The 19,357-nt window shown below is 73.3% G+C and carries 11 protein-coding genes; 7 read left to right on the top strand and 4 right to left on the bottom strand.

All coding sequences use genetic code 11. The annotated features are described in order from the left end of the window. Window positions 1-93 precede the first annotated feature (93 nt). Entirely contained in the window at window positions 94-3,495 is a 3,402-nt protein-coding gene (locus ACWDLG_RS31705; protein WP_449927033.1) for a M28 family peptidase, read from the top strand. On the opposite strand, the gene ACWDLG_RS31700 is transcribed toward ACWDLG_RS31705, so the two are convergent. From ACWDLG_RS31700 to ACWDLG_RS31690, 3 genes are all read right to left on the bottom strand, one after another. Then, a complete protein-coding gene (locus ACWDLG_RS31700) occupies window positions 3,492-6,263 on the bottom strand; it encodes a helix-turn-helix transcriptional regulator (protein ID WP_449927031.1) in 2,772 nt (923 codons plus the stop codon). The genes ACWDLG_RS31705 and ACWDLG_RS31700 overlap by 4 nt on opposite strands. Before the next feature lie 257 nt (window positions 6,264-6,520). Next, on the bottom strand, window positions 6,521-7,870 hold the full coding sequence (locus ACWDLG_RS31695; protein ID WP_449927029.1) for an MFS transporter: 1,350 nt from the start codon (window positions 7,868-7,870) through the stop codon (window positions 6,521-6,523). Window positions 7,871-7,883: 13 nt separating this feature from the next. Further along, a complete protein-coding gene (locus ACWDLG_RS31690; protein ID WP_449927027.1) occupies window positions 7,884-8,360 on the bottom strand; it encodes a cupin domain-containing protein in 477 nt (158 codons plus the stop codon). Window positions 8,361-8,471: 111 nt separating this feature from the next. On the opposite strand from ACWDLG_RS31690, the gene ACWDLG_RS31685 reads away from it, so the two are divergent. Together ACWDLG_RS31685 and ACWDLG_RS31680 are read left to right on the top strand one after the other, a co-directional pair. Further along, window positions 8,472-9,350: a LysR family transcriptional regulator gene (locus ACWDLG_RS31685; RefSeq protein WP_449927024.1), complete on the top strand. Its 879-nt coding sequence runs from the start codon at window positions 8,472-8,474 to the stop codon at window positions 9,348-9,350. Window positions 9,351-9,528: 178 nt separating this feature from the next. Continuing rightward, on the top strand, window positions 9,529-10,317 hold the full coding sequence (locus ACWDLG_RS31680) for a hypothetical protein (protein ID WP_449927021.1): 789 nt from the start codon (window positions 9,529-9,531) through the stop codon (window positions 10,315-10,317). Window positions 10,318-10,426: 109 nt separating this feature from the next. Here ACWDLG_RS31680 and ACWDLG_RS31675 read toward each other — a convergent pair whose 3' ends face one another. Then, complete coding sequence (locus tag ACWDLG_RS31675) at window positions 10,427-11,782, bottom strand: FAD-binding oxidoreductase (protein WP_449927018.1); 1,356 nt, start codon at window positions 11,780-11,782, stop codon at window positions 10,427-10,429. Window positions 11,783-11,924: 142 nt separating this feature from the next. Between ACWDLG_RS31675 and ACWDLG_RS31670 the strand changes: the two genes are divergently transcribed. From ACWDLG_RS31670 to ACWDLG_RS31655, 4 genes are all read left to right on the top strand, one after another. Further along, the gene (locus ACWDLG_RS31670) at window positions 11,925-15,260 is read left to right on the top strand and encodes a BTAD domain-containing putative transcriptional regulator (protein WP_449927015.1); all 3,336 of its coding nucleotides are present in this window, start codon (window positions 11,925-11,927) and stop codon (window positions 15,258-15,260) included. A gap of 25 nt (window positions 15,261-15,285) precedes the next feature. Continuing rightward, window positions 15,286-15,852, top strand: a complete 567-nt coding sequence (locus tag ACWDLG_RS31665) for a TetR/AcrR family transcriptional regulator (RefSeq protein ID WP_449927012.1) — start codon at window positions 15,286-15,288, stop codon at window positions 15,850-15,852. Window positions 15,853-15,967: 115 nt separating this feature from the next. Beyond that, on the top strand, window positions 15,968-17,170 hold the full coding sequence (locus ACWDLG_RS31660; protein WP_449927009.1) for a cytochrome P450: 1,203 nt from the start codon (window positions 15,968-15,970) through the stop codon (window positions 17,168-17,170). 88 nt (window positions 17,171-17,258) lie between these two features. After that, window positions 17,259-19,322 (top strand): beta-galactosidase, encoded by a 2,064-nt coding sequence (locus ACWDLG_RS31655; protein WP_449927006.1) that lies wholly within the window; start codon window positions 17,259-17,261, stop codon window positions 19,320-19,322. The last annotated feature ends 35 nt before the right edge of the window (window positions 19,323-19,357 follow it).

Here is a 19,357-nt window from a genome sequence, read left to right as displayed (position 1 = left end):
GATCTACTGTCAAGCCGCCGAACACCCCCCGCCCTCCACCCGGCCCGCTCAGCGAACGGGCCGGCGTGGACGGCCGCATGAAAGGACTGGCGAGTGAGACGCAGATCCGTTCTCGCGGCAGTCGCCGGGCTGGCGACCACGACTGCGCTGGTGGTCAACCCCGCCGCCGCAAGCGCGCCTCCCGGCGTGAAACCCCAGCAGAACCTGACAGCGGGCAACGATCCCGCGAGCCTGGCCGCGAAGGCGGCCGACCAGGCCGTCTCCAGCGGCCTGGACGAGTTACGCAAGGGACCTGACGAGACCTACTGGCGCCGCGCCGTGACGGCCGGCGCCAGTGGCATGTTCTACGTCTCTTACGACCGCACCTACAAGGGCCTGCCGGTCGTCGGCGGCGACGCGGTCGTCGTCACCGACTCCGAGGGGCGGGTGCGCGACACCACCGCCGCCTCGGGCCCCGCCCCCCAGAACCTGAACGTCCGGCCGCGGGTCACCGCCGAGCGGGCGATCGAGGTCTCCAGGGGGAGGCTGTCCAAGGTCGACGACAGCGAGGCGCCCCGCCTGGTCGTGCTCGCCTGGGGCGGGCAACCCAGGCTGGCGTGGGAGACCGTCGTCTCCGGCGTCGCCGACGGCAAGCCGAGCCGCCAGCACGTGTTCGTCGACGCCCGCACGGGCCGGGTCGCCGACTTCTACGACGAGGTCAAGGCCGGCACGGGCAACGGCAACTACTACTCCGGCGTGACCATCGACACCAGCCAGTCCAGCGGCACCTACCGGATGGTCGACACCTCCCGCCCCGGCATCCAGTGCGGCGGCCAGAACGGCCAGCCGTACACGGGACCCGACGACACCTGGGGCAACAACTCCGGCACCGACCTGGAGACCGCCTGCGTCGACGCGCTGTACAGCGTGCAGCGGGAATGGGACATGCTGCGTGACTGGCTCGGCCGCAACGGCATCGACGGCCAGGGTCGCGGATTCCCCGCCAGGGTCGGGCTCTCCGACGTCAACGCCTACTGGAACGGCAGCTACACCAACTTCGGCCACTCCCAGGACAACCAGCGCCAGGCGACCCCGATCGACGTCGTCGGCCACGAGTTCGGCCACGCCATCTTCCAGACCACTCCCGGCGGCGCCGGGTCCGGCAACGAGAACGGCGGCATCAACGAGGGCACCGGCGACATCTTCGGCGCCCTGACCGAGCACTACGCCAACAACGCGGGAGACCCGCCCGACTACGAGGTGGGCGAGGAGGTCAACCTGGTCGGCGACGGCCCGATCAGGTACATGTACAACCCGTCGCGCGTCGGCGACCCGAACTGCTGGTCGACCTCGATTCCCAACACCGAGGTGCACGCGGCGGCCGGCCCGCTCAACCACTGGTTCTACCTGCTGGCCGAAGGGTCGGCGCCGGGCGGCGGCAAGCCGCCCAGCCCGATCTGTTCCGGCGGGCCCTCGTCGGTGACCGGCGTCGGCGTCCAGAAGGCCGGCAAGATCTTCATGGGCGCGCTGGCCCGCAAGACCTCCTCCTGGCGGTACGCGAACGTCCGCTCCGCGTCGCTGGCCGCGGCGGCCGAGCTGTACGGCGCCAACAGCCCCGAGTGCGCCACCACCAAGGCGGCGTGGAACGCGGTGAGCGTGCCCGCGCAGGCCGGCGAGCCCACCTGCACCGGGCAGAGCCAGGACTTCTCCATCAGCACCAACCCGGGCTCCGGCACCGTCCAGGCAGGGCAGTCGGCGACCACCACCGTCGGCACCCAGACCACGGCGGGCGCCGCGCAGACGGTGAACCTGACCGCCTCCGGGCTCCCCGCCGGTGCCACGGCCACGTTCAACCCCACCTCGGTGACCAGCGGGAACTCCTCCACGCTGACGATCGCGACGACCGGTTCGACGCCGGCCGGCACCTTCACCGTGACCGTCACCGGCACCGGCCAGACGGCGACCCACACCGCCACCTACGCCCTGACCGTGGGCGGCGGCCCCAACCCGACCGACCCGCCGGACGTCAGCCTGGCCAACGTGAAGGCGCACCTGGCGCAGCTGCAGACGATCGCCACGAACAACGGCGGCAACCGCAGGTCCACCGGCCCCGGCTACACCGCCTCGGTCACCTACCTGGAGGACAAGCTGCGCGCCGCCGGGTACACGGTCGTACGGCAGAACTGCGGCTCCACCTGCAGCTCGGGAGCGGGACCCAACCTGATCGCGGACTGGCCGGGCGGTGACGCCAACCAGGTGATCATGGCAGGCGCGCACCTCGACAGCGTCTCCGCCGGACCCGGCATCAACGACAACGGCTCGGGCTCCGGCGCGCTGCTCGAGGTCGCGCTGACACTGGCCGCCAAGAACCCGACGATGGCCAAGCACGTCAGGTTCGGCTGGTGGAGCGACGAGGAGCAGGGTCTCAACGGCTCCGAGGGCTATGTCGCCTCTCTCAGCTCGGCCGAGCGCTCGAAGATCCAGGTCTACCACAACTTCGACATGGTCGGCTCGCGCAACGGCGGCTACTTCATCAACAACATCACCACCACCGCGGCCACCCACCTCAAGGCGTTCTACGACGCGCTGAACCTGCAGCCGGAGGAGAACACCGAGGGCGCCAACCGCTCCGACGACGCCTCCTTCCGCAACGCGGGCATCGCGACCTCGGGTGTGGCGGCCGGCGCCAGCAACACCAAGTCGTCGGCACAGGCCGCCAAGTGGGGCGGCACGGCAGGCCAGGCCTACGACTCCTGCTACCACGCCTCCTGCGACACCACCACCAACATCAACGACACGATCCTGGACCGGGCCGCCGACGCCTCGGCGTACGCCATCTGGAAGCTGGCGGTGGGCACGCCCACCTCGCGTGACTTCTCCGTCGCGGTGAACCCCTCCTCGGGCACCGTCCAGGCCGGTCAGGCGACCACCACGACGGTGGCCACCCAGACCACCGCGGGCACCGCGCAGACGGTCAACCTGACCATCACCGGCCTGCCCGCAGGGGTCACGGTCAACTTCAACCCGTCGTCGGTGACCTCGGGCGCCAGCTCCACGCTGACGATCACCACCGGTGCCGGCACCCCGGCGGGCAACCACCAGCTGACGATCGTCGGCACCGGCGAGACGGGCAGCCACACCACGGTGTACACGCTGACCGTGCAGACCTCCCAGCCCGGGCGCACCTTCCGCAACGACACCGACTACCGCATCAACGACTTCTCGACCGTCCAGAGCCCGATCACCTCCACCGCCAGCGGTAACGCCGTCTCGCCGGTGAAGGTCTCGATCACCAGCACGCACACCTGCATCGAGGACCTGGAGATCTGGCTGCGCGGCCCGAACGGCGCGTGGTACAAGCTCAGGTCGGCCGGCGGCACCTCCTGCTCGGTCTTCGGCACCAGGAACTTCTCGGTGCCCGTGACCCAGCCGGCGGCCGGCACATGGGTGCTGGAGATCGAGGACGTCTACTTCTTCGACAACGGAATCCTGGACTCCTGGAGCATCACCGTCTAGGAGGCACCCGTGGTCCCGGCCGGATCCTCGGCCGGGACCACGATCTCGGTGCGCGAGCGCACCCCGAGCTTGCGCAGCAGGGTGGCCACGTGGGTGTCGACCGTACGGCGCGACAGGAACAGCACCTCGGCGATCTCCTTGTTGGTCCGGCCGAGCGCGACCAGCCTGGCCACCTCCCGCTCCCGGGGCGACAGCAGGCCGGAGGCCCTGCGGCGCATCCCGGGGGTGGGCACGCCGCACTCGCGCAGCTCGTGACGGCATCGGGCGGCGTCACGGGTGGCGCCCAGCGCGGTGAAGCGTTCGGCGGCCTCGGCCAGCGCCGCGGCGGCGGCCGTACGGTCACCCAGGGCGAGCCTGGCGCGGGCCTCCGCCTCTCCCGCGCGGGCCGCGGCATACGGCTGCGGCATGGCGGCGTAGGCGGCCCGCGCCAGCGCGAACTGCTCGGCGGCGCTCTCGTGCCTGTCCTGCGCGCTCTCGACGGCGCCCCGCGCGAGACGCACCGCGGCCGCCGCGGACGGCGCCGCCCTCCCGGCGATCCCCTCGGCGAACAACGACGTCAGCTCGGCCGCCTCGGTCACCCGGCCGACCTCGACAAGCGCGGTGACGGCGGGCGGCACGACCTCGTCGCCCCAGACCCACACCCCCTTGTCGCGCAGCCTGGCCACCGCCCTGCCCGACTCCGCCACCGCGCGCGCGAGTTCGCCCCTGGCGAGCAGCAGCTCGATGAGGCCGCCCCACGCGGCCAGCACCAGCGGCAGGTAGCGTTCGCCGGGGTCGTCGAGCCCCGCCGCGCGCAGGCGGGCGGCGGCCTCGGCCCACTCGCCCGAGGCCAGCGCGAGCCGGCCGAGCACGAAGTGCGCCTCCATCGCCGCCACCGGCGACTCCTCCACGGCCTCGGTCGCGGCGGCCGCCCTGGCCGCCAGGCCGTCCCACCGGCCGGTCATCAGGTCGACGCGCAGCGTCACCCCCTGGGCGAGCTGGGCGGGGAAGAACGCCCCCGTCTCCTCGGCCAGCGTGCGCACCTGCCTGCCGTACGTCTCGGCCTCGGCGTAGCGGCCCAGGTTGGCCGCCATGTCGTACAGGTTGCAGTAGCTGCGCGCCACCTGCCTGCGGACGGCGGCCGACGGGTCCGTGGCGGGCAGCGCGGCGGCCAGGGCGCCGGCCTCCGGCGCGCCGACCGCCATGGCCAGCGCCGCCCTGTTCCCGCGCACCGCCGCCGTGAGTTCGGCGTCGTCGGAGGTGGCGGCCAGCTCCTCCGCCCACGCCATCCACTTCTCGTGCGTCGGCAGGCTCTCCTCGCCCCACGCGGGCATCGCCAGCGCGGCCAGGCCCCTCGCCGCCAGGGGCCGGTCGCCCAGCTCCTCCACGGCTGTCAGGATCGCCGAGCGTCCCGCGGCCACGTCGCCGCCCTGACCGAACAGCATCAGCCCGAGCGACAGCCGCGCCTCGCCGCGCAGGTCGCGGGAGAGCCGGTCGTCGGCGAGCAGGTGCCTGAGCAGCCTGATCACCCGCGGGTAGGACAGGCCGGCCAGCGACAGGCGGCCCAGCATGAGCACCAGCGCGGCCTGCTCGGATTCCGGCAGCTTGGGGTCGGCGAGCATCTCCTCCAGAACCTCGACCGCGAGAGGGGTGTCGCCCACGGCCGCCGCGCGGGCCGCCGCCGCGGCGCCGTACCTCAGCCAGGCCGCCGTGTCGCCCGACCTGCGCGCGTGGAAGGTGAGCTGGACCAGGGGCGGGGGGTCGCCCGTGGCCAGCGTGGCGACGGCCCGCTCGTGGGCGAGCCTGCGGTCGGGGCCGGGGATCGTGTCGTACACGGCCTCCTGGGCGAGGGTGTGGCGGAAGCCGTACCTGCCGTCGGGGTACTCGTGGAGCACGCCGAGCCGCAGCGCCTCGACCAGCCCGCCCGTGTCGCCGGCCACCGCGGCGAGCTGCGCCTCTCCGACCGGCAGGCGCAGGACGGCCGCGGCCCGGACGATGCCGAGAGCCACGGGGGAGAGCCTGGCCAGCCGCTCGGTCATCGACTCGCGCAGCAGCAGCGGCACCCCCGCGCGGTCGAGCGCCTCGGGACGCCAGTCGTCGCCCAGCGAGCGCACCACCTCCTCCACCAGGAACGGGATGCCGGAGGTGCGCTCGTGCAGCCGGGTGACGAACTCCGGCGGCAGCTCGGGCCGGTCGAGCAGGGTGGCCGCCAGCAGCCCGACGTCGCGGGCGTCGAGCGGGCCGAGGGGGATCAGCACACTGGTGGCCTCGGGCGACTGGCGGTAGGAGGCGACGAGCGGCAGCCCGGCGGCGGGCAGGTCCTGCCTGCGGTAGGTCAGGACGAGCGTGAGCCCTTCCGGGGGCCTGCGCCGCAGGAAGTGCAGCAGGTCCTGGGTGCCGTCGTCCGCCCAGTGCAGGTCCTCGACGACGAGTACGGCGGGGCCGGCCGCGGCCAGCAGCTCGTGGACGGCGCGGAACAGCCGGTGGCGTTCGGCTCCGGGGTCGGCCAGCTCGGCGGGCGCCGGGGGCAGCACGTCCGACAGTTCGGGCAGGTGGCCGCGCAGCGCCCCGGTCACCGGGTTGAGCCGCCCCACGGGAGGCAGCCGGTCCGTCAGGTCGCGCAGCGCCTCGAAGACGGGGCCGTAGGGGAACGGCTCGCGCAGCTGGTGGCAGTGGCCGAGCAGGAGCGTGCTGCCGGTTCCGCGCGCCTGAGCCGCCGCGTGCACCAGCGTGGTCTTGCCGATGCCCGGCTCTCCCTCCACCAGGGCCACCGACGGTGGGTGCGTCATGGCCTCCAGGAGGGCCTGAAACGCGGTTTCACGCCCGACTAACCCGCCCACATCGCGCATGAACGACTCCGAACGGCTAGGTGAATCCTCCCGGAGGGTATCCATTCAGGACACAGCCATCAATCCCGCAACATTTCCCCTGTGGTGCGATAACCACCCGAATCGGGCACGCCGTCGGAGCGCGGGCGGGCGCGGCCGCCCACCCCGGATCCCGCCATCCGGGCCGGTCAACCGGCGGACCGCCCCGGCGGGTCACATCACGCGGTCTCGGCCGGGCGGGTGGACAGCGCCAGCACCGCCGCGGCGACCGAGAACGCCGCGACCACGGCCAGCGCCCGGGTCAGCCCCAGTCCTCCCGACAGCGCGCTGGTCACCGCGGAACCGGCCGCGCCGCCGACGAAGAACGTCAGGTTGAGCAGCCCCATCCCCACACCGCGTAGCTGGATCGGAAGCCGCGCCGACATCTCGCCGGTCAGGACGACCTGCGTGACGGCGAAGGCGGACAGGCTGAGCGAGGCGGCGGCCACCACGGCCCATGGCCCGGCCGCGCCGGTCGCGGCGACGGCCAGTGCGGCGGCGGTGACCAGCGCCGTCGCGGCCAGCAGGCGGCGCCGGTCGCCGGGGTGGAACCTTCCCGCCGTACGGGCGAGGACGGCGCCCACGACGGCGCCGGGCAACAGCGCCGCCCCGATGGCGAGCACGCTCCAGCCGTGGGATCGGGCCAGGATCTGCGGCGCCGCGTACATGGTGGCGAACAGCCCGGCGAAGACGCTCGCGCCGATGGCGACCGCCGCCAGGAACGCGCGGTCGGTGATCACCGCGTGGGGGAGGAAGCCGTCCGCGTGCCGCCGGGTCCACCAGGCCAGCGCGGCGGCGGCGGGGACGAGGCAGCAGACCAGCGCGACGACCAGCGCGGCGGGCAGCCGAAGGGTCCCGGACTGGATGGCCACCAGGAGCGTGGTCGCGACCAGCGTCAGCAGGGCGGCGCCGGTCACGTCGAGGCTACGGCCGGTCCCGGCCCGCCGTACCAGGGGCAGGCAGAGGGGTACGGCGGCCAGCGACAGCGCCGGGAGGATCAGCGTCGCGCGCCAGGAGACCCACGTCGCGACGACACCGCCGACCAGGGTGGCGCAGGCCGCGAACGCCGCGATGACGACGCCGTACCCGGCCAGGACGCGGAAGCGGCGGTCCGGTGGCACCGCCGCGGCCAGGGCCGCCCCGCCGGCGGCCATCGCGCCGGATCCGGCCGCGAGGACCAGCCGCCCGGCCACCAGAACGCCCAGCCCCGGCGCGGCCAGGCAGATGATCGCTCCGGCGCCGAGCAGGAGCGCGCCGATCCAGAGCGCGACGCGCAGGCCGCGGGTGTCGGCCAGGCGGCCGAAGACGGCCGTGCCCACACCGAGGGCCAGCGCGTGGGCGGTCAGCACCCACGCCACGGCGTCCGGCTGCGCCCGCAGCTCGGCCGCGACCTGGGGGAGCGCCACACCGGCCGCCGTGACCCCGAAGACCGCCGGCCCGAAGAGCGCCCCCAGGCGCAGCGCGGTCGACAGCGGTCCGTGATCCCTGTCCGGTGCCGAGGCGCCCGTGGTCGCGATGGTGTGTGACATGCGAACTCCTTGCTCAGCGGGGCCAGACGGTGGCGTCGAGGAAGTGCACGTCGTACCGTTCCTGCTCGGGCAGCAGGCTCTCGAAGGAGTCCAGCCCGTGCTGGATGCGCCCGAGAGCGCGGAAGTAGCCGAAACGGTCGACGCCGGGTGCCAGGATCGCCAGCAGTTCGGCGGTGCGGGCGGGCGCCGCGCCGAAGGCGTGCGGCATCCGTGGCGGCACCACGACCACGGCGCCCCTGCCGACCCGCGTCGTGGCGCCGTCGAGCCAGAACTCCAGCTCGCCGTCGACGACGTAGAACAGTTCCGTGGACCGGACGTGGTGGTGCGGGCGGGCGCCGACGGCGCCTTCGCCCAGCACGAGGCGGTTGGCCCCCAGCGCACCCCCGGTATGGCCGGCGTCGGCCAGCAGGCGGAAACCGCCGCCGTGCGGCAGGGCCACCTCCTCGGCCTCCTCCGGGCGCACGACAAGCGCTCCACCGATGGTCGTCATGGTCATCTCCTTGATCGAGAGCGGGCTCTCATTCGATCGCGGGAACATCACCGGAGCCACCGGCAGTTGTCACCTGCAGAAATCACCGATCGCGATAAATCGGGGTAACGCGTGGAGCTTCGCCAGCTGCAGTACTTCGTGGCGGTGGCCGAGGAAGGCGGGTTCGCCCGCGCGGCCGAGCGGCTGAGCATCGTGCAGTCGGCGGTCAGCCAGCAGATCCAGCGGCTGGAGCGGGAACTCGGCGTGCGGCTGTTCGACCGCTCCACGCGGCACGTGAGCCTGTCCGGTGCGGGCGAGCGGCTGCTCGCCGAGGCCCGTGGCGTCCTGGCCGCCGCGGATCGCACCAGGCAGGTGGCCGCCGACATCGCCGCGGGCACGGACGGCGTGCTCCGGCTGGGCGTCATCCAGGGGCCGGGTGACCGGATCTTCCAGGTGCTCGCCGAGCTGTCCCGCCTCGCTCCGCGGCTGCGCGTCAGGCCGCGGCGGCTGCCGCTGGCCGAGCGGCTGGCCGCGGTGCGCTCCGGGGAACTGGACGCCGCGTTCGTCCGGGCGATGACCGCGGCACCGGGGCTGGAACTGCTCCCGGTCTGGACCGACGCCCTGTACGTCGCGCTCCCCTCGAGCGATCCCCGGGCCGAGACGCCCGACCTGCGGTTGGCGCACCTGGCCGACCTGCCGCTCCGCCTCGCGCCACGACAGGACAATCCCCCGTTCCACGACCTGGTCGTCGGGACGATGCGCGCGGCCGGCGCCGAACCCACGCTCGGGCCGCCGTTCACCGGCTTCCAGGAGACCCTCACCGCGATCGGCGCCGGGACACCGTCGTGGACGGTCTTCTACGAGGTCAACGGGCTGCCGGTGCTTCCGGGTGTCACGCTGCGGCCGCTGGCCGAGCCCGCCCTCACCACGTCGCTGGCCGTACCCCCGGGCCCACCGGGGCCCGCGCTGCCGCACCTGCTGAACGCGCTCGCCCGCGTCGCCCCCGCCTGACGCGAGCCGCGGTGAGCCTGGCCCGGCGCGGGATAACCGCGGCGAGCCGCTGCTTCACCGGTACGGCCCGGGAGCGCGACCGGCCACGGCCTGACGGTCATATCCCTCCACATCCGAACCTTTACCGCATGCGGCGCGTCACACCTGGAACATGTGACAGCTGAGGTTGGAGGGACGAATGGTATTAGATCGCAGGTTGGCCGCCGTGGTCATGGTGATGACCGCGGCGTTCGGCGTGGAGGGAGCCGCGGCGGAGGTCCAGGCCCGCCCTGCTCCGGTGGCCCGCGTCAGCACCGCGGCGGTCGGCGTGGTCACTCCGGCCGCGGTGTCCACGACGGTGGGTTCGGCGCCGGCCGAGTGCGTCCGCGTCAAAGGCGCGAGGGCGTGCGTGGGAGTGGACCAGGGCTCCCTGCCCGGCATAACGATCGAGGACACGCGCAAGGACAGGCTCCACGCCGCGGTCGAGTACTACCAGAACGGCTACCTGGGCACGAAGTACGTCATCCACAACCTCGCCCGCAAGGGTGAGATCAAGGGGAACCGCCGGATCGGCAAGACCGTCACGTTCCGGGCCGCCGTCTACAGCGGTGACGAGCGGATCAGGGTCAGCGCGTGGCGGACGGTCCGCGACGTCACCAAGAACCCCGTCAAGCGGGAAACCCGCGTGACCCCGGCCGGTGCGCGGGCCCGCTCCGAGATCTGCACCTCGACGAAGGGCGCCGCCAGCATGTGCTTCGGCGGGAAGAAGACCTTCGTCTACGCGTGTGACACCGGCGCCGACCGGCACCAGGCGCGGGCGGAGTACTTCCTGGACGGCGACCCCACGGCGCGCTTCGAGATCCACCAGCTGGCCGGGCTGAACACCTGCGGGAAGGCCGTGCACGACGACCTTCCGGTGAGCATGTACCGCGCCTCGGTGTTCGACGACGACCGCCAGGTGGCGACGCGGCTGTACAAGTACAACTAGGGCCTGCCCGACGGTCCCGGGCGGGCCGGAGGCCGCGGATCCGGAGGACGCCGTCGTCCGTCCGCTCCGCGATGACCGCCGGTCCGCCCTCGCCCGCGGGCGGACCGTCTCACGAGATGAGCACGGGGTGGTTGCTCCGGATGACTCCGGCAGGGTCCCGACGGCGCTTGATGTCGCGCAGCCGCGACATGACGTCCCGGGGGAAGGCGGCGGCGGTCTTCTCCCCGCCGCCCAGATAGGTGTACGGCTTGCGGCCGGTGGTGTGGGCCATCATCGCGCGCGAGATCTCCGCCTGCCGTTCCCTGACCGCCTGTGCCGCCTCAGGAGTCGGGACGGGGCCGAGCAACCCCAGCAGGTACGGCTCCGCCAGATGGCCGCACGCGCCGGAGCCGGGGGTCGGGCGGCTCAGGGCGCCGCCGAGGTGACGCACCTGCACGGCGGCCAGCGGCGCGATGCCGCCTGCCGCCGCGAGGAGGTCGGCGGCCACGTCGTCGTCGAGCCCGACCAGCAGGTCGCCGCGTTGCATCCCGGGCACGGGCTGGGTCGGCTCGGCGCAGATGCCGCCGAGGGCGTCCAGCGCCATGGGCGCGCGCGTGTCGAGGATCGTGCCCGGGATGGTCTCGAAGCGCTGGAGCAGGGCCCGCGCCTCGTCGTCCGCGCCCAGGTACGTGGTGTCGATCGCGACGGCGGCGAGGCCGCGCAACGGCTCGGGCACGTGGGGGAGCGGCGGGAACCTGAGCATGGTGAACCAGACGGTCAGCTCGTCCGGGGCCGTGGCGGTGACCTCCCTGAAGGCGTCCAGCACCTGTGGGGCGCGGTCGGCCGGCCACAGCAGCCGCCCGCCGTACAGGACGGGCGCCGGGTGCAGGTCCACCTCCATCGAGGTCACGAGCGCGAAGTCGCCGCCTCCGCCGCGCAGGGCCCAGAACAGGTCCGGGTCCGACTCCGCCGTGACGTGGGCGCGAGCGCCGTCGGCGTCGACGACGTCGAACGCGCGCACGGCGTTGGCGGCCAGCCCGTACCGGCGGCCGAACCAGCTCATGCCGCCGCCGAGGGTGTAACCGGTGACGCTGACGACGGGGGAACTGCCCGGCAGGCCGGTCAGCCCGTGCTTGCCGGTCGCGAGGAGCAGGTCGCCCCACTGCACGCCCGCCTCGACCTGGGCGATCCGCTGCTCCGGCCGGACGTCGATCCCCCGCAGGCGTCCGGTGCGGACCAGGATGGTCCCGTCGAGATGGGACGAGGCGCCGTGCCCGCCGGCCTGCGCGGTGACACCGACGCCGTGCAGCTTGGCGTAGCGGATGACGGCGGCGGCGTCGGCCGCGTCCTCGATCTCGACGACCGCCCGTACCTGCTGGTCGATCGCCCGGTTCCAGGGCAGCCTGGCGGTCTCGAACGCGTCGTCGCCGGGCGCGAGGACACGGCCGCGCACCACGCGGCGCAGGTCGGTTCCGATGGATGTCACACTTTCCTCCTGATCACTGCGGCATTCGCGCCATAGCCTGCCGCAGCTGGTTTGCAGGCGAGTAGGAGGTGACTAGGAGTCCACGGGTTCCCGCGGCATGGCCCTACACTTTTCGAGTGTTTTCCGGCTCTGGTGAGGAAGCGTGGACTTTCGGCTGTTCGGCCCGTTCGAGGTGACGGACTCGGCGGGGCATGCCGTCGATCTCGGGGGGCGCAAGCAGCGGGCGGTGCTGGCCGTGCTCGCCCTGGAGCCGGGGCGCGTCGTCTCCCTCGACCGCCTCATCGACGAGCTGTGGTCAGGGGAGGCGCCGTCGAGCGCCACGGGAACGCTCCAGGCCTACATCTCCCAGCTGCGCCGCGCCCTGGAGCCGGGGCGGCCGCCGCGCACGCCGCCGAAGGTGCTGATCACCAGGGAGCCCGGCTACCTGCTGGCCGTCGCACCCCACCAGGTGGACCTGGTCCGTTTCACCACCCTCGCCGAGGACGGCCGCAGGGCGCTCGTCCAGCACGACCACGACACGGCGGCCGATCTCCTGCGCCGCTCGCTGGAGACGTGGCGCGGCGAGCCGCTCGCCGAGTTCGCCGGCCACGACTTCGTCCAGCCGGTCGTCGCGCGGTTCACCGAGCTGCGTGCCTCGGCGACCGAGGACTGGTTCGAGGCCCGGCTGGCGCTGGGTGACAGCGGTTCGTGCGTGGCCGATCTCGAACGCCTGGTGGAGGAGTACCCGTTCCGGGAGCGCGTGTGGCGGCTGCTGGTCCTGGCCCTCTACCGCTCGGGACGGCAGGCCGACGCCCTGGCGGCACTGCGCAGGGTCCGGGCGCGGCTCGCCGACGAGCTGGGCCTGGAGCCGGGTCCGGAGCTGCGGCGGCTGGAGCGGGACGTCTTCGACCAGTCGCCGGTATTGGAACCGGCCCCTGCCGGTCCCGCCCGGGCCGCCGCCGTCCCTGCCGGTCCTGTCCCGGCCGGCTCTGTCCCGGTCGGTCCCGTCCCCGTCAGTCCTGGGCCGGCCGGCACCCTCGTGAGGGACGGGCTGGTCGCCAGGCAGGAGCAGCTCCAGCGGGTCGGCGAGCGCCTGGCGGAAGCCCGGCGCGGCCGGGGCGGCGTGCTCCTGGTCTCCGGCGAGGCGGGGATCGGCAAGACCAGCCTCGCCGAGGCGGTGGCGGACGAGACGGACGCGCTGGGACTGGCTGTCGCGTGGGGACGTTGTGCCGAGGACACGGGCGCCCCGGCCTTCTGGCCATGGCTGCAGGTGCTGCGCGACCTCGGCGAGGAGGCCGCCGACGCGCTGGGCGCGCTGTCCGGGGTCACCGCGAGACGGGACGGTGACCCCGGCGCCGCCCTGTTCGAGCTGCACGAACGCGTGGTCCACGCGCTCAGGTCGGTGGGCCCGGTGCTCGTCGTGCTGGAGGACCTGCACTGGGCCGACGCGTCGTCCCTGCGCCTGCTGGCCTTCGCGGCGGGAGCGCTGCACAGGACGTCGGTGCTGGTGCTGGCGACCATGCGGCCGGAACCCGGCGGCGACCCCGACCAGCTGCGCGACACCCTGGCCGCCCTCGCCCGCGAACGCGGCACCGAGCGCCTCGCGCTCCCGCCCTTCACCAGGGAGGACGTCCTCACCTACCTGACCGGGCGCGGCCTGCCCGACCCGCGGCTGGCCGGCGTGCTCTTCGACCGGACCGCCGGCAACCCCTTCTACCTGGGCGAACTGATCAGGCTGCTGGACAGCGAGCACCGGCTCGACGCGGCCTCCCTCGGCGTCCCGGCCGGGGTGCGGGAGGTGATCGGCCGCCGCGTGGCCCGGCTGCCGGAGCAGACCCGCGCCCTGCTCGGCTCGGCAGCGGTTCTCGGCCGGGAGGTGAGCCTCGACGCCATCGAAGCCGTCAGCGGCACACCCGCGGAGGAGGTCATGGCGCTGCTGGAACCGGCAGTGGCGACGGGGCTGCTCGTCGAGGTCCCGGACGGTTTCGACTACCGCTTCTCGCACGCCCTCGTCCGCGACGCCCTCTACGCCGACCTCAGTCGCGTCCGCAAGGCTCAGCTGCACCTGCGCGCGGGACTGGCGCTGGAGACGCTGCCCGGCGTCGAGGTGTCCGTGCTCGCCCATCACTTCGTCATGGCCTCCCGCGCCGGCGGCGCGGCGCAGGCGGTCGACTACGCCGTCCGGGCCGCCGGCCAGGCCGCCTCGCGATGCGCGTACGCCGAGGCGGTCACCTGGTGGGCGAAGGCTCTCACCGCGCTCGGCCCCGCCGATCCCGCGCGGCGCTGCGCCCTGCTGGTCGGCCACGGCGAGGCGCTGAGAGTGGTCGGGGATCTGAGCGGGGCACGGTCGGCGCTGGAGGAGGCGATCACGCTCGCCGCCCGGATCGGCGACCGCGCCACGCTGATCGAGGCCGTCAAGGTGTTCGGTGGCCTGTCGGTGTGGAACTGGCGCCATTACGGCGAGGTCGACGCGACGATGATCGCCCTGCTCGAGAGCCTGGTGGCCGAGCCGCTCGGCGACGCCGAACGGGCGACCGTGCTGGGCAACCTCGGCCTGGAGCTCTACTACTCCCCGCGCCGCGCCGAGGGGGAACGGCTGGCCGAGGAGGGCGTGCGGGTGGCCCGCCGTACGGGTGATCCTGGCCTGCTGGCCCGCTCGCTCAACAACTACCTGGTGGCGGCATGGGTGCCGGAACGCGAGGAGCAGCGCCGCCAGGCGGTCGAGGAGATGCTGTCCCTGCCGCTGGACCCGCCGACCGAGGCGGTGGCGCGGGTCTTCCGCATGGCGCACCTGCTGCGGGCCGGCGAACTGGTCGCGTGGGAGCGCGACCTGTCCCGCTGCCGGTGGCTGGTGGACGAGCTCAAGCGGCCCGAGCTCACCGGCATGGCCCGGATCGCCGAGGCCGCGGGCCACAACCTGCGCGGCCACTGGGAACGGGCCGAGGTTCTGGCCGCCGAGTTCACCGCGCTGCTCCAGGGGATCGGCATGTGGGCGGTCGACTACCCCGGTCTGATCACCCTGTACACCTGCAGGCGCGGTCAGGGCCGAGTGGCCGAGATCGCCGACCGGCTGATCTCCCGGGCGCACGACCCCGGCCTCGTGCCGCTGCGCCCCGTCGCCGTGCTGGCCGCTCTCGACGTCGGCGACACCGCGCTCGCCCGCCGGCTGCTGGAGCGGTGGGGCAGCGAGGTCCGCGAGGACTGGGCCACCGAGTTCCTGACGGTCGTCTGGGGTCATGTCGCCGCGCGGCTGCGGGCGCCCGACCCCGCCGCCCACTACCGCAGGCTCGCGCCGTACGCCGAACGGCTTGTCGTGAGCGGCATGGGCGGTGCCGCGTGGGGATCGATGCACATGGTGCTGGCCGAACTGGCCGGCGCGACGGGCGATCGCGACCTCGCGCGCCGGCACGCCCGGCGGGCCCGGGAGACCCATGCCCGCCTGGGGCTGGCCTACTGGACGAGCGAGAGCGACCGGCTGCTCGCCGCTTTGGAGGAGTAGGCGCGCCCGTCTCTACACTTGGTGAGTGTCCAGAAGACAAGAGATCGCCGACGTGGCGATCTCCCTCCTCGCCGCGGAGGGCATGCGCGGGTTGACCCACCGTGCCGTCGATCGGGCCGCCGGCCTGCCGGAGGGGTCGACGTCGTACTACTTCCGCACCCGTCAGTCGCTGCTTCAGGCGACGGTCGAACGGCTGGCCGAGCACACCGCCGCCGACCTGGCCGCGTTGCGGGAGCTGGCGGAGTCGTCGACGCCCGGCCGGGACGGTCTGGTCGACGCCGTCGCGGAGGTGATCGGGCGGTGGCTCACCACTGACCGTGATCGCCAGCTGGCGAGGTACGAGCTGTCCCTGGAGGCGACGCGGCGACCGGAGCTGCGCGGGGTGCTCGTCGCCGGCGGGGCCCGGCTGCGCGCCATGGTCGTCGAGTTGCTGGCCGCCTGGGGCGTGCCCGACGCCGACCTGTGGGCGCGTGACCTGCTGGCCTTCGCCGACGGGCTGCTGTTCGACCGCCTGGTCGGCGCGGACTCGGACGAGGTTCCCGACCTGCGCCCCGCGATCGGCTCGCTGCTGAGCGCCGCCGGCGAGCGGTGACCGGAGGGCATCGCCGGCCTTCCAGGAAGACCTCGTCACCGGGCCGCGGCGGCTCCTCGCTACTCTACTTCTGTAGAGGTATCTACAGATGTAGAGCCCGACGAAGGAGCGTCTCATGACCGATGCGGCACCCACCCCCGTCACCTTTCCGACAGAGCGCCCGTCCCCCTTCGACCCTCCCGAGGTGCTTCGCCGCTGGAGGGAGGAAGCGCCCATCCGGCCGCTGAGCTATCCCGACGGCCACGAGGGCTGGCTGGTGACCGGCTTCTCCGCGGTCAGGGCCGTGCTGGCCGACCCCCGCTTCAGCAGCCGCATGGAGAATCTGCGCTGGCCGATCCGCTGGGAGGGGCTCGCTCCGGAGAACTTCGCCACGCCTCCCGGTTTCTTCCTCCAGATGGACCCGCCCGACCACACCCGCCTGCGCAGGCACCTGGCCGCCCAGTTCACCGTGCGCCGGATGAACAGGCTCGAACCACGTATCGCCCGGATCGCAGCGGACGCGCTGGACGCGATGGAGGACGGGGGCGCGCCCGCCGACCTGGTCCAGGAGTTCGCGCTGCCCGTCCCGTCCCTGGTGATCTGCGAGCTGCTCGGCGTGCCGTACGCCGACCGGGAGCGCTTCCAGCGCGACGCCGCCACGGCGCTGCGGGTGGGGTCGGGCAAGGAGGAGGTGGGGGCGGCGACGGCGGCGCTGTTCGGCTACCTCTTCGAGCTCGTCGCGAGGAAGCGGGCCGAACCGGGCGACGACCTGCTCAGCGGCCTGGTGGCCGCCGGGGAGGCCACCCACGAGGAGATCGCCGGGATGGGGCTGCTGCTCCTGGTCGCCGGGCACGAGACCACGGCGAACATGCTGGGACTGGGCGCCTACGCCCTGCTGAGCGCCCCGGCGCAGCTCGCCGCCCTGCGTGAGGACCCGTCCCTGCTGGACGGTGCCGTCGAGGAGCTGCTGCGGTACCTGTCCGTCGCCCATCTCGGTCCGCTCAGGGCCGCGCTGGAGGACGTCGAGATCGGCGGCCGGACGATCAGGAAGGGGCAGGTGGTGACGGTCTCCATCCCCGCCGCCAACCGCGATCCCGAACGGTTCGCCGACCCGGAGGTCCTCGACGTCACCCGGCCGCCGACGGCCGGGCATCTGGCCTTCGGGCACGGCATCCACCAGTGTCTCGGCCACCAGCTCGCCAGGATCGAGCTCCGCGTCGCCTACCGCGCGCTCCTCGACCGCTTCCCCGGCCTGCGGCTGGCCGTACCGCACGAGGAGATCCCGCTGCGGACGGACATGACCATCTACGGCGTGCGCCGGCTCCCTGTCGCCTGGTAGGAGGGCCCGCCCGGACGGCTCGAACCGGGCGGGCCCGATAGCGTATGTTTACGTAAACATGAGACTGGGTGACCGGGCAGGAGTGGTTGTGACGATCAATGACGAGTCCAGGCCGGGCTGGCTTCGCTGGCCTTCGGACAGCTCGCGCGGACGCTTGGCCTTCGGTGCCGACTACAACCCCGAGCAGTGGCCCAGGGAGGTGTGGGAGGAGGACGTCAGGGCGATGCGCCAGGCCGGGGTGAACATCGTCTCGCTGGCCATCTTCTCGTGGGCGCGGCTCCAGCCCCGCCAGGACGTGTGGACCTTCGAGTGGCTGGACGAGGTGATGGATCTGCTCCATGCCCACGACATCGCCGTGGACCTGGCCACCGCGACCGCGTCCCCGCCGCCGTGGCTGACCACCAGGCATCCGGAGATCCTCCCCGTCGACCGTGACGGCCGCACGCTGTGGCAGGGCGCGCGCCAGCACTGGCGCCCGACGTCGCCGATCTTCCGCGAGCACGCCCTGCGCCTGGTCCGCGCCATGGCGGAAAGATACGGAACGCATCCGGCCCTGGCCGCCTGGCACGTCTCCAACGAGCTCGGCTGCCACAACGTCTACGACTTCTCCGACGACGCGGCGGCGGCCTTCCGGATCTGGCTGCGCGACAGGTACGGCACGATCGAGGAGCTGAACCGGGCGTGGGCGACGGCGTTCTGGTCCCAGGGGTACGGCGACTGGGCGGAGATCCTGCCCCCTCGGCTGGCCGCCTCCTACCCGAACCCGACCCAGCAGCTCGACTTCAAACGCTTCTCCTCCGACGCGCTCAAGGACTACCTGCGGGCCGAGCGGAGCGTGCTGAGGGAGCTGACGCTGCGGATCCCGGTCACCACGAACTTCATGGTCATGGGTGACACCAGCGGCATGAACTACGCCGACTGGGCGCCCGAGGTGGACTTCGTGTCCAACGACCACTACCTGCTGACCGGACCGCAGGCGCAGGACGAGCTGTCGTTCTCGGCCAATCTCACCGGTTCGCTCGCCGGGGGACGGCCCTGGTTCCTGATGGAACACTCGACCAGCGCGGTCAACTGGCAGCCCGTCAACCTGGCCAAGAAGCCGGGGGGCCTGGCCCGCGACTCGCTGACCCATGTGGCGTACGGGGCGGACGCCGTGTGCTTCTTCCAGTGGCGGCAGTCGGCGGCGGGAGCCGAGAAGTACCACTCGGCGATGGTTCCCCACGCCGGCACCGACAGCGAGGTCTTCCGGTCGGTCGTCGATCTCGGCGCGACGCTTCGGGCGCTCGCGCCGGTCGCCGGGACGCGCCGCCGGCGGGCCGCGGCCGCGATCGTCTTCGACTGGGACTCCTGGTGGGCCGGCGAGCTGGACTCCCATCCCACCTCGCGGCTGCGCTACCGCCAGGAGGCCCTCGACTGGTACTCGGCCTTCGCCGCGGCCGGCGTGCGGGTCGACGTCATCTCCTCCGGCGACTCGTTCTCGCACTACGACCTGGTGGTCGCCCCGATCCTGCACGTCGTGCCGGCAGAGCTGGCCGAGCGCCTGAACGGGTTCGTCGCCGGCGGCGGCCATCTCGTCACCACCTACTTCTCCGGCATCGTGGACGAGAACGACCACGTCTGGCTCGGCGGCTATCCCGGCCCCTTGCGGGATCTGCTCGGCATCCGGATCGAGGAGTTCGGGCCGCTGTTGGAGGGCGACCGCGTCGACCTCGATCTGGGCGTGTCCGGCACGCTGTGGACCGATCGGATCGACGTCGTCGCGCCGGATGTCGAGATCGTCGCCTCGTACGCGTCCGGCGACCACGCGGGACGGCCCGCCGTGACCACGCGGCCCGTCGGGCCGGGCTCGGCGTCCTACGTCTCGACCAGGCTGGGGCCCGAGGGCCTGGGCCCGGTGCTGTCCCGGCTTCTCGCCTTCAGCGGGGTGCGCCCCGAACTCCCGGCAGCGGTCGCCGGAGCGGTGGAGCTGGCGATCCGCACCGGCGGCGACGCCGACTACTGGTTCCTCATCAACCGCACCGACCGGAGCGTCGCCGTGGGCGACGTGGCGGGCGAGGTGGTGCAGGCTCCCTGCCTCGCCCCTGGCCTCACCCTGGCCCCCCGCCAGGTGTGCGTCCTGCGCCGGCCGCACGAGCCGGGGCCCGCCTCCTGACCGGCGAACCGCCATGAGAAGGCCGGCCGCCCGCG

Source organism: Nonomuraea sp. NPDC003727, assembly GCF_053586935.1.
This window is presented reverse-complemented; position numbering and strand designations above follow the sequence as displayed.

Bases quoted from the DNA above. Each gene is read 5' to 3' on its own strand.
- ACWDLG_RS31695 (WP_449927029.1), bottom strand. From the start codon at position 7,870: ATGTCACACACCATCGCGACCACGGGCGCCTCGGCACCGGACAGGGAT.
- ACWDLG_RS31660 (WP_449927009.1), top strand. From the start codon at position 15,968: ATGACCGATGCGGCACCCACCCCCGTCACCTTTCCGACAGAGCGCCCG.
- ACWDLG_RS31680 (WP_449927021.1), top strand. From the start codon at position 9,529: ATGGTATTAGATCGCAGGTTGGCCGCCGTGGTCATGGTGATGACCGCG.
- ACWDLG_RS31690 (WP_449927027.1), bottom strand. From the start codon at position 8,360: ATGACGACCATCGGTGGAGCGCTTGTCGTGCGCCCGGAGGAGGCCGAG.
- ACWDLG_RS31700 (WP_449927031.1), bottom strand. From the start codon at position 6,263: ATGACGCACCCACCGTCGGTGGCCCTGGTGGAGGGAGAGCCGGGCATC.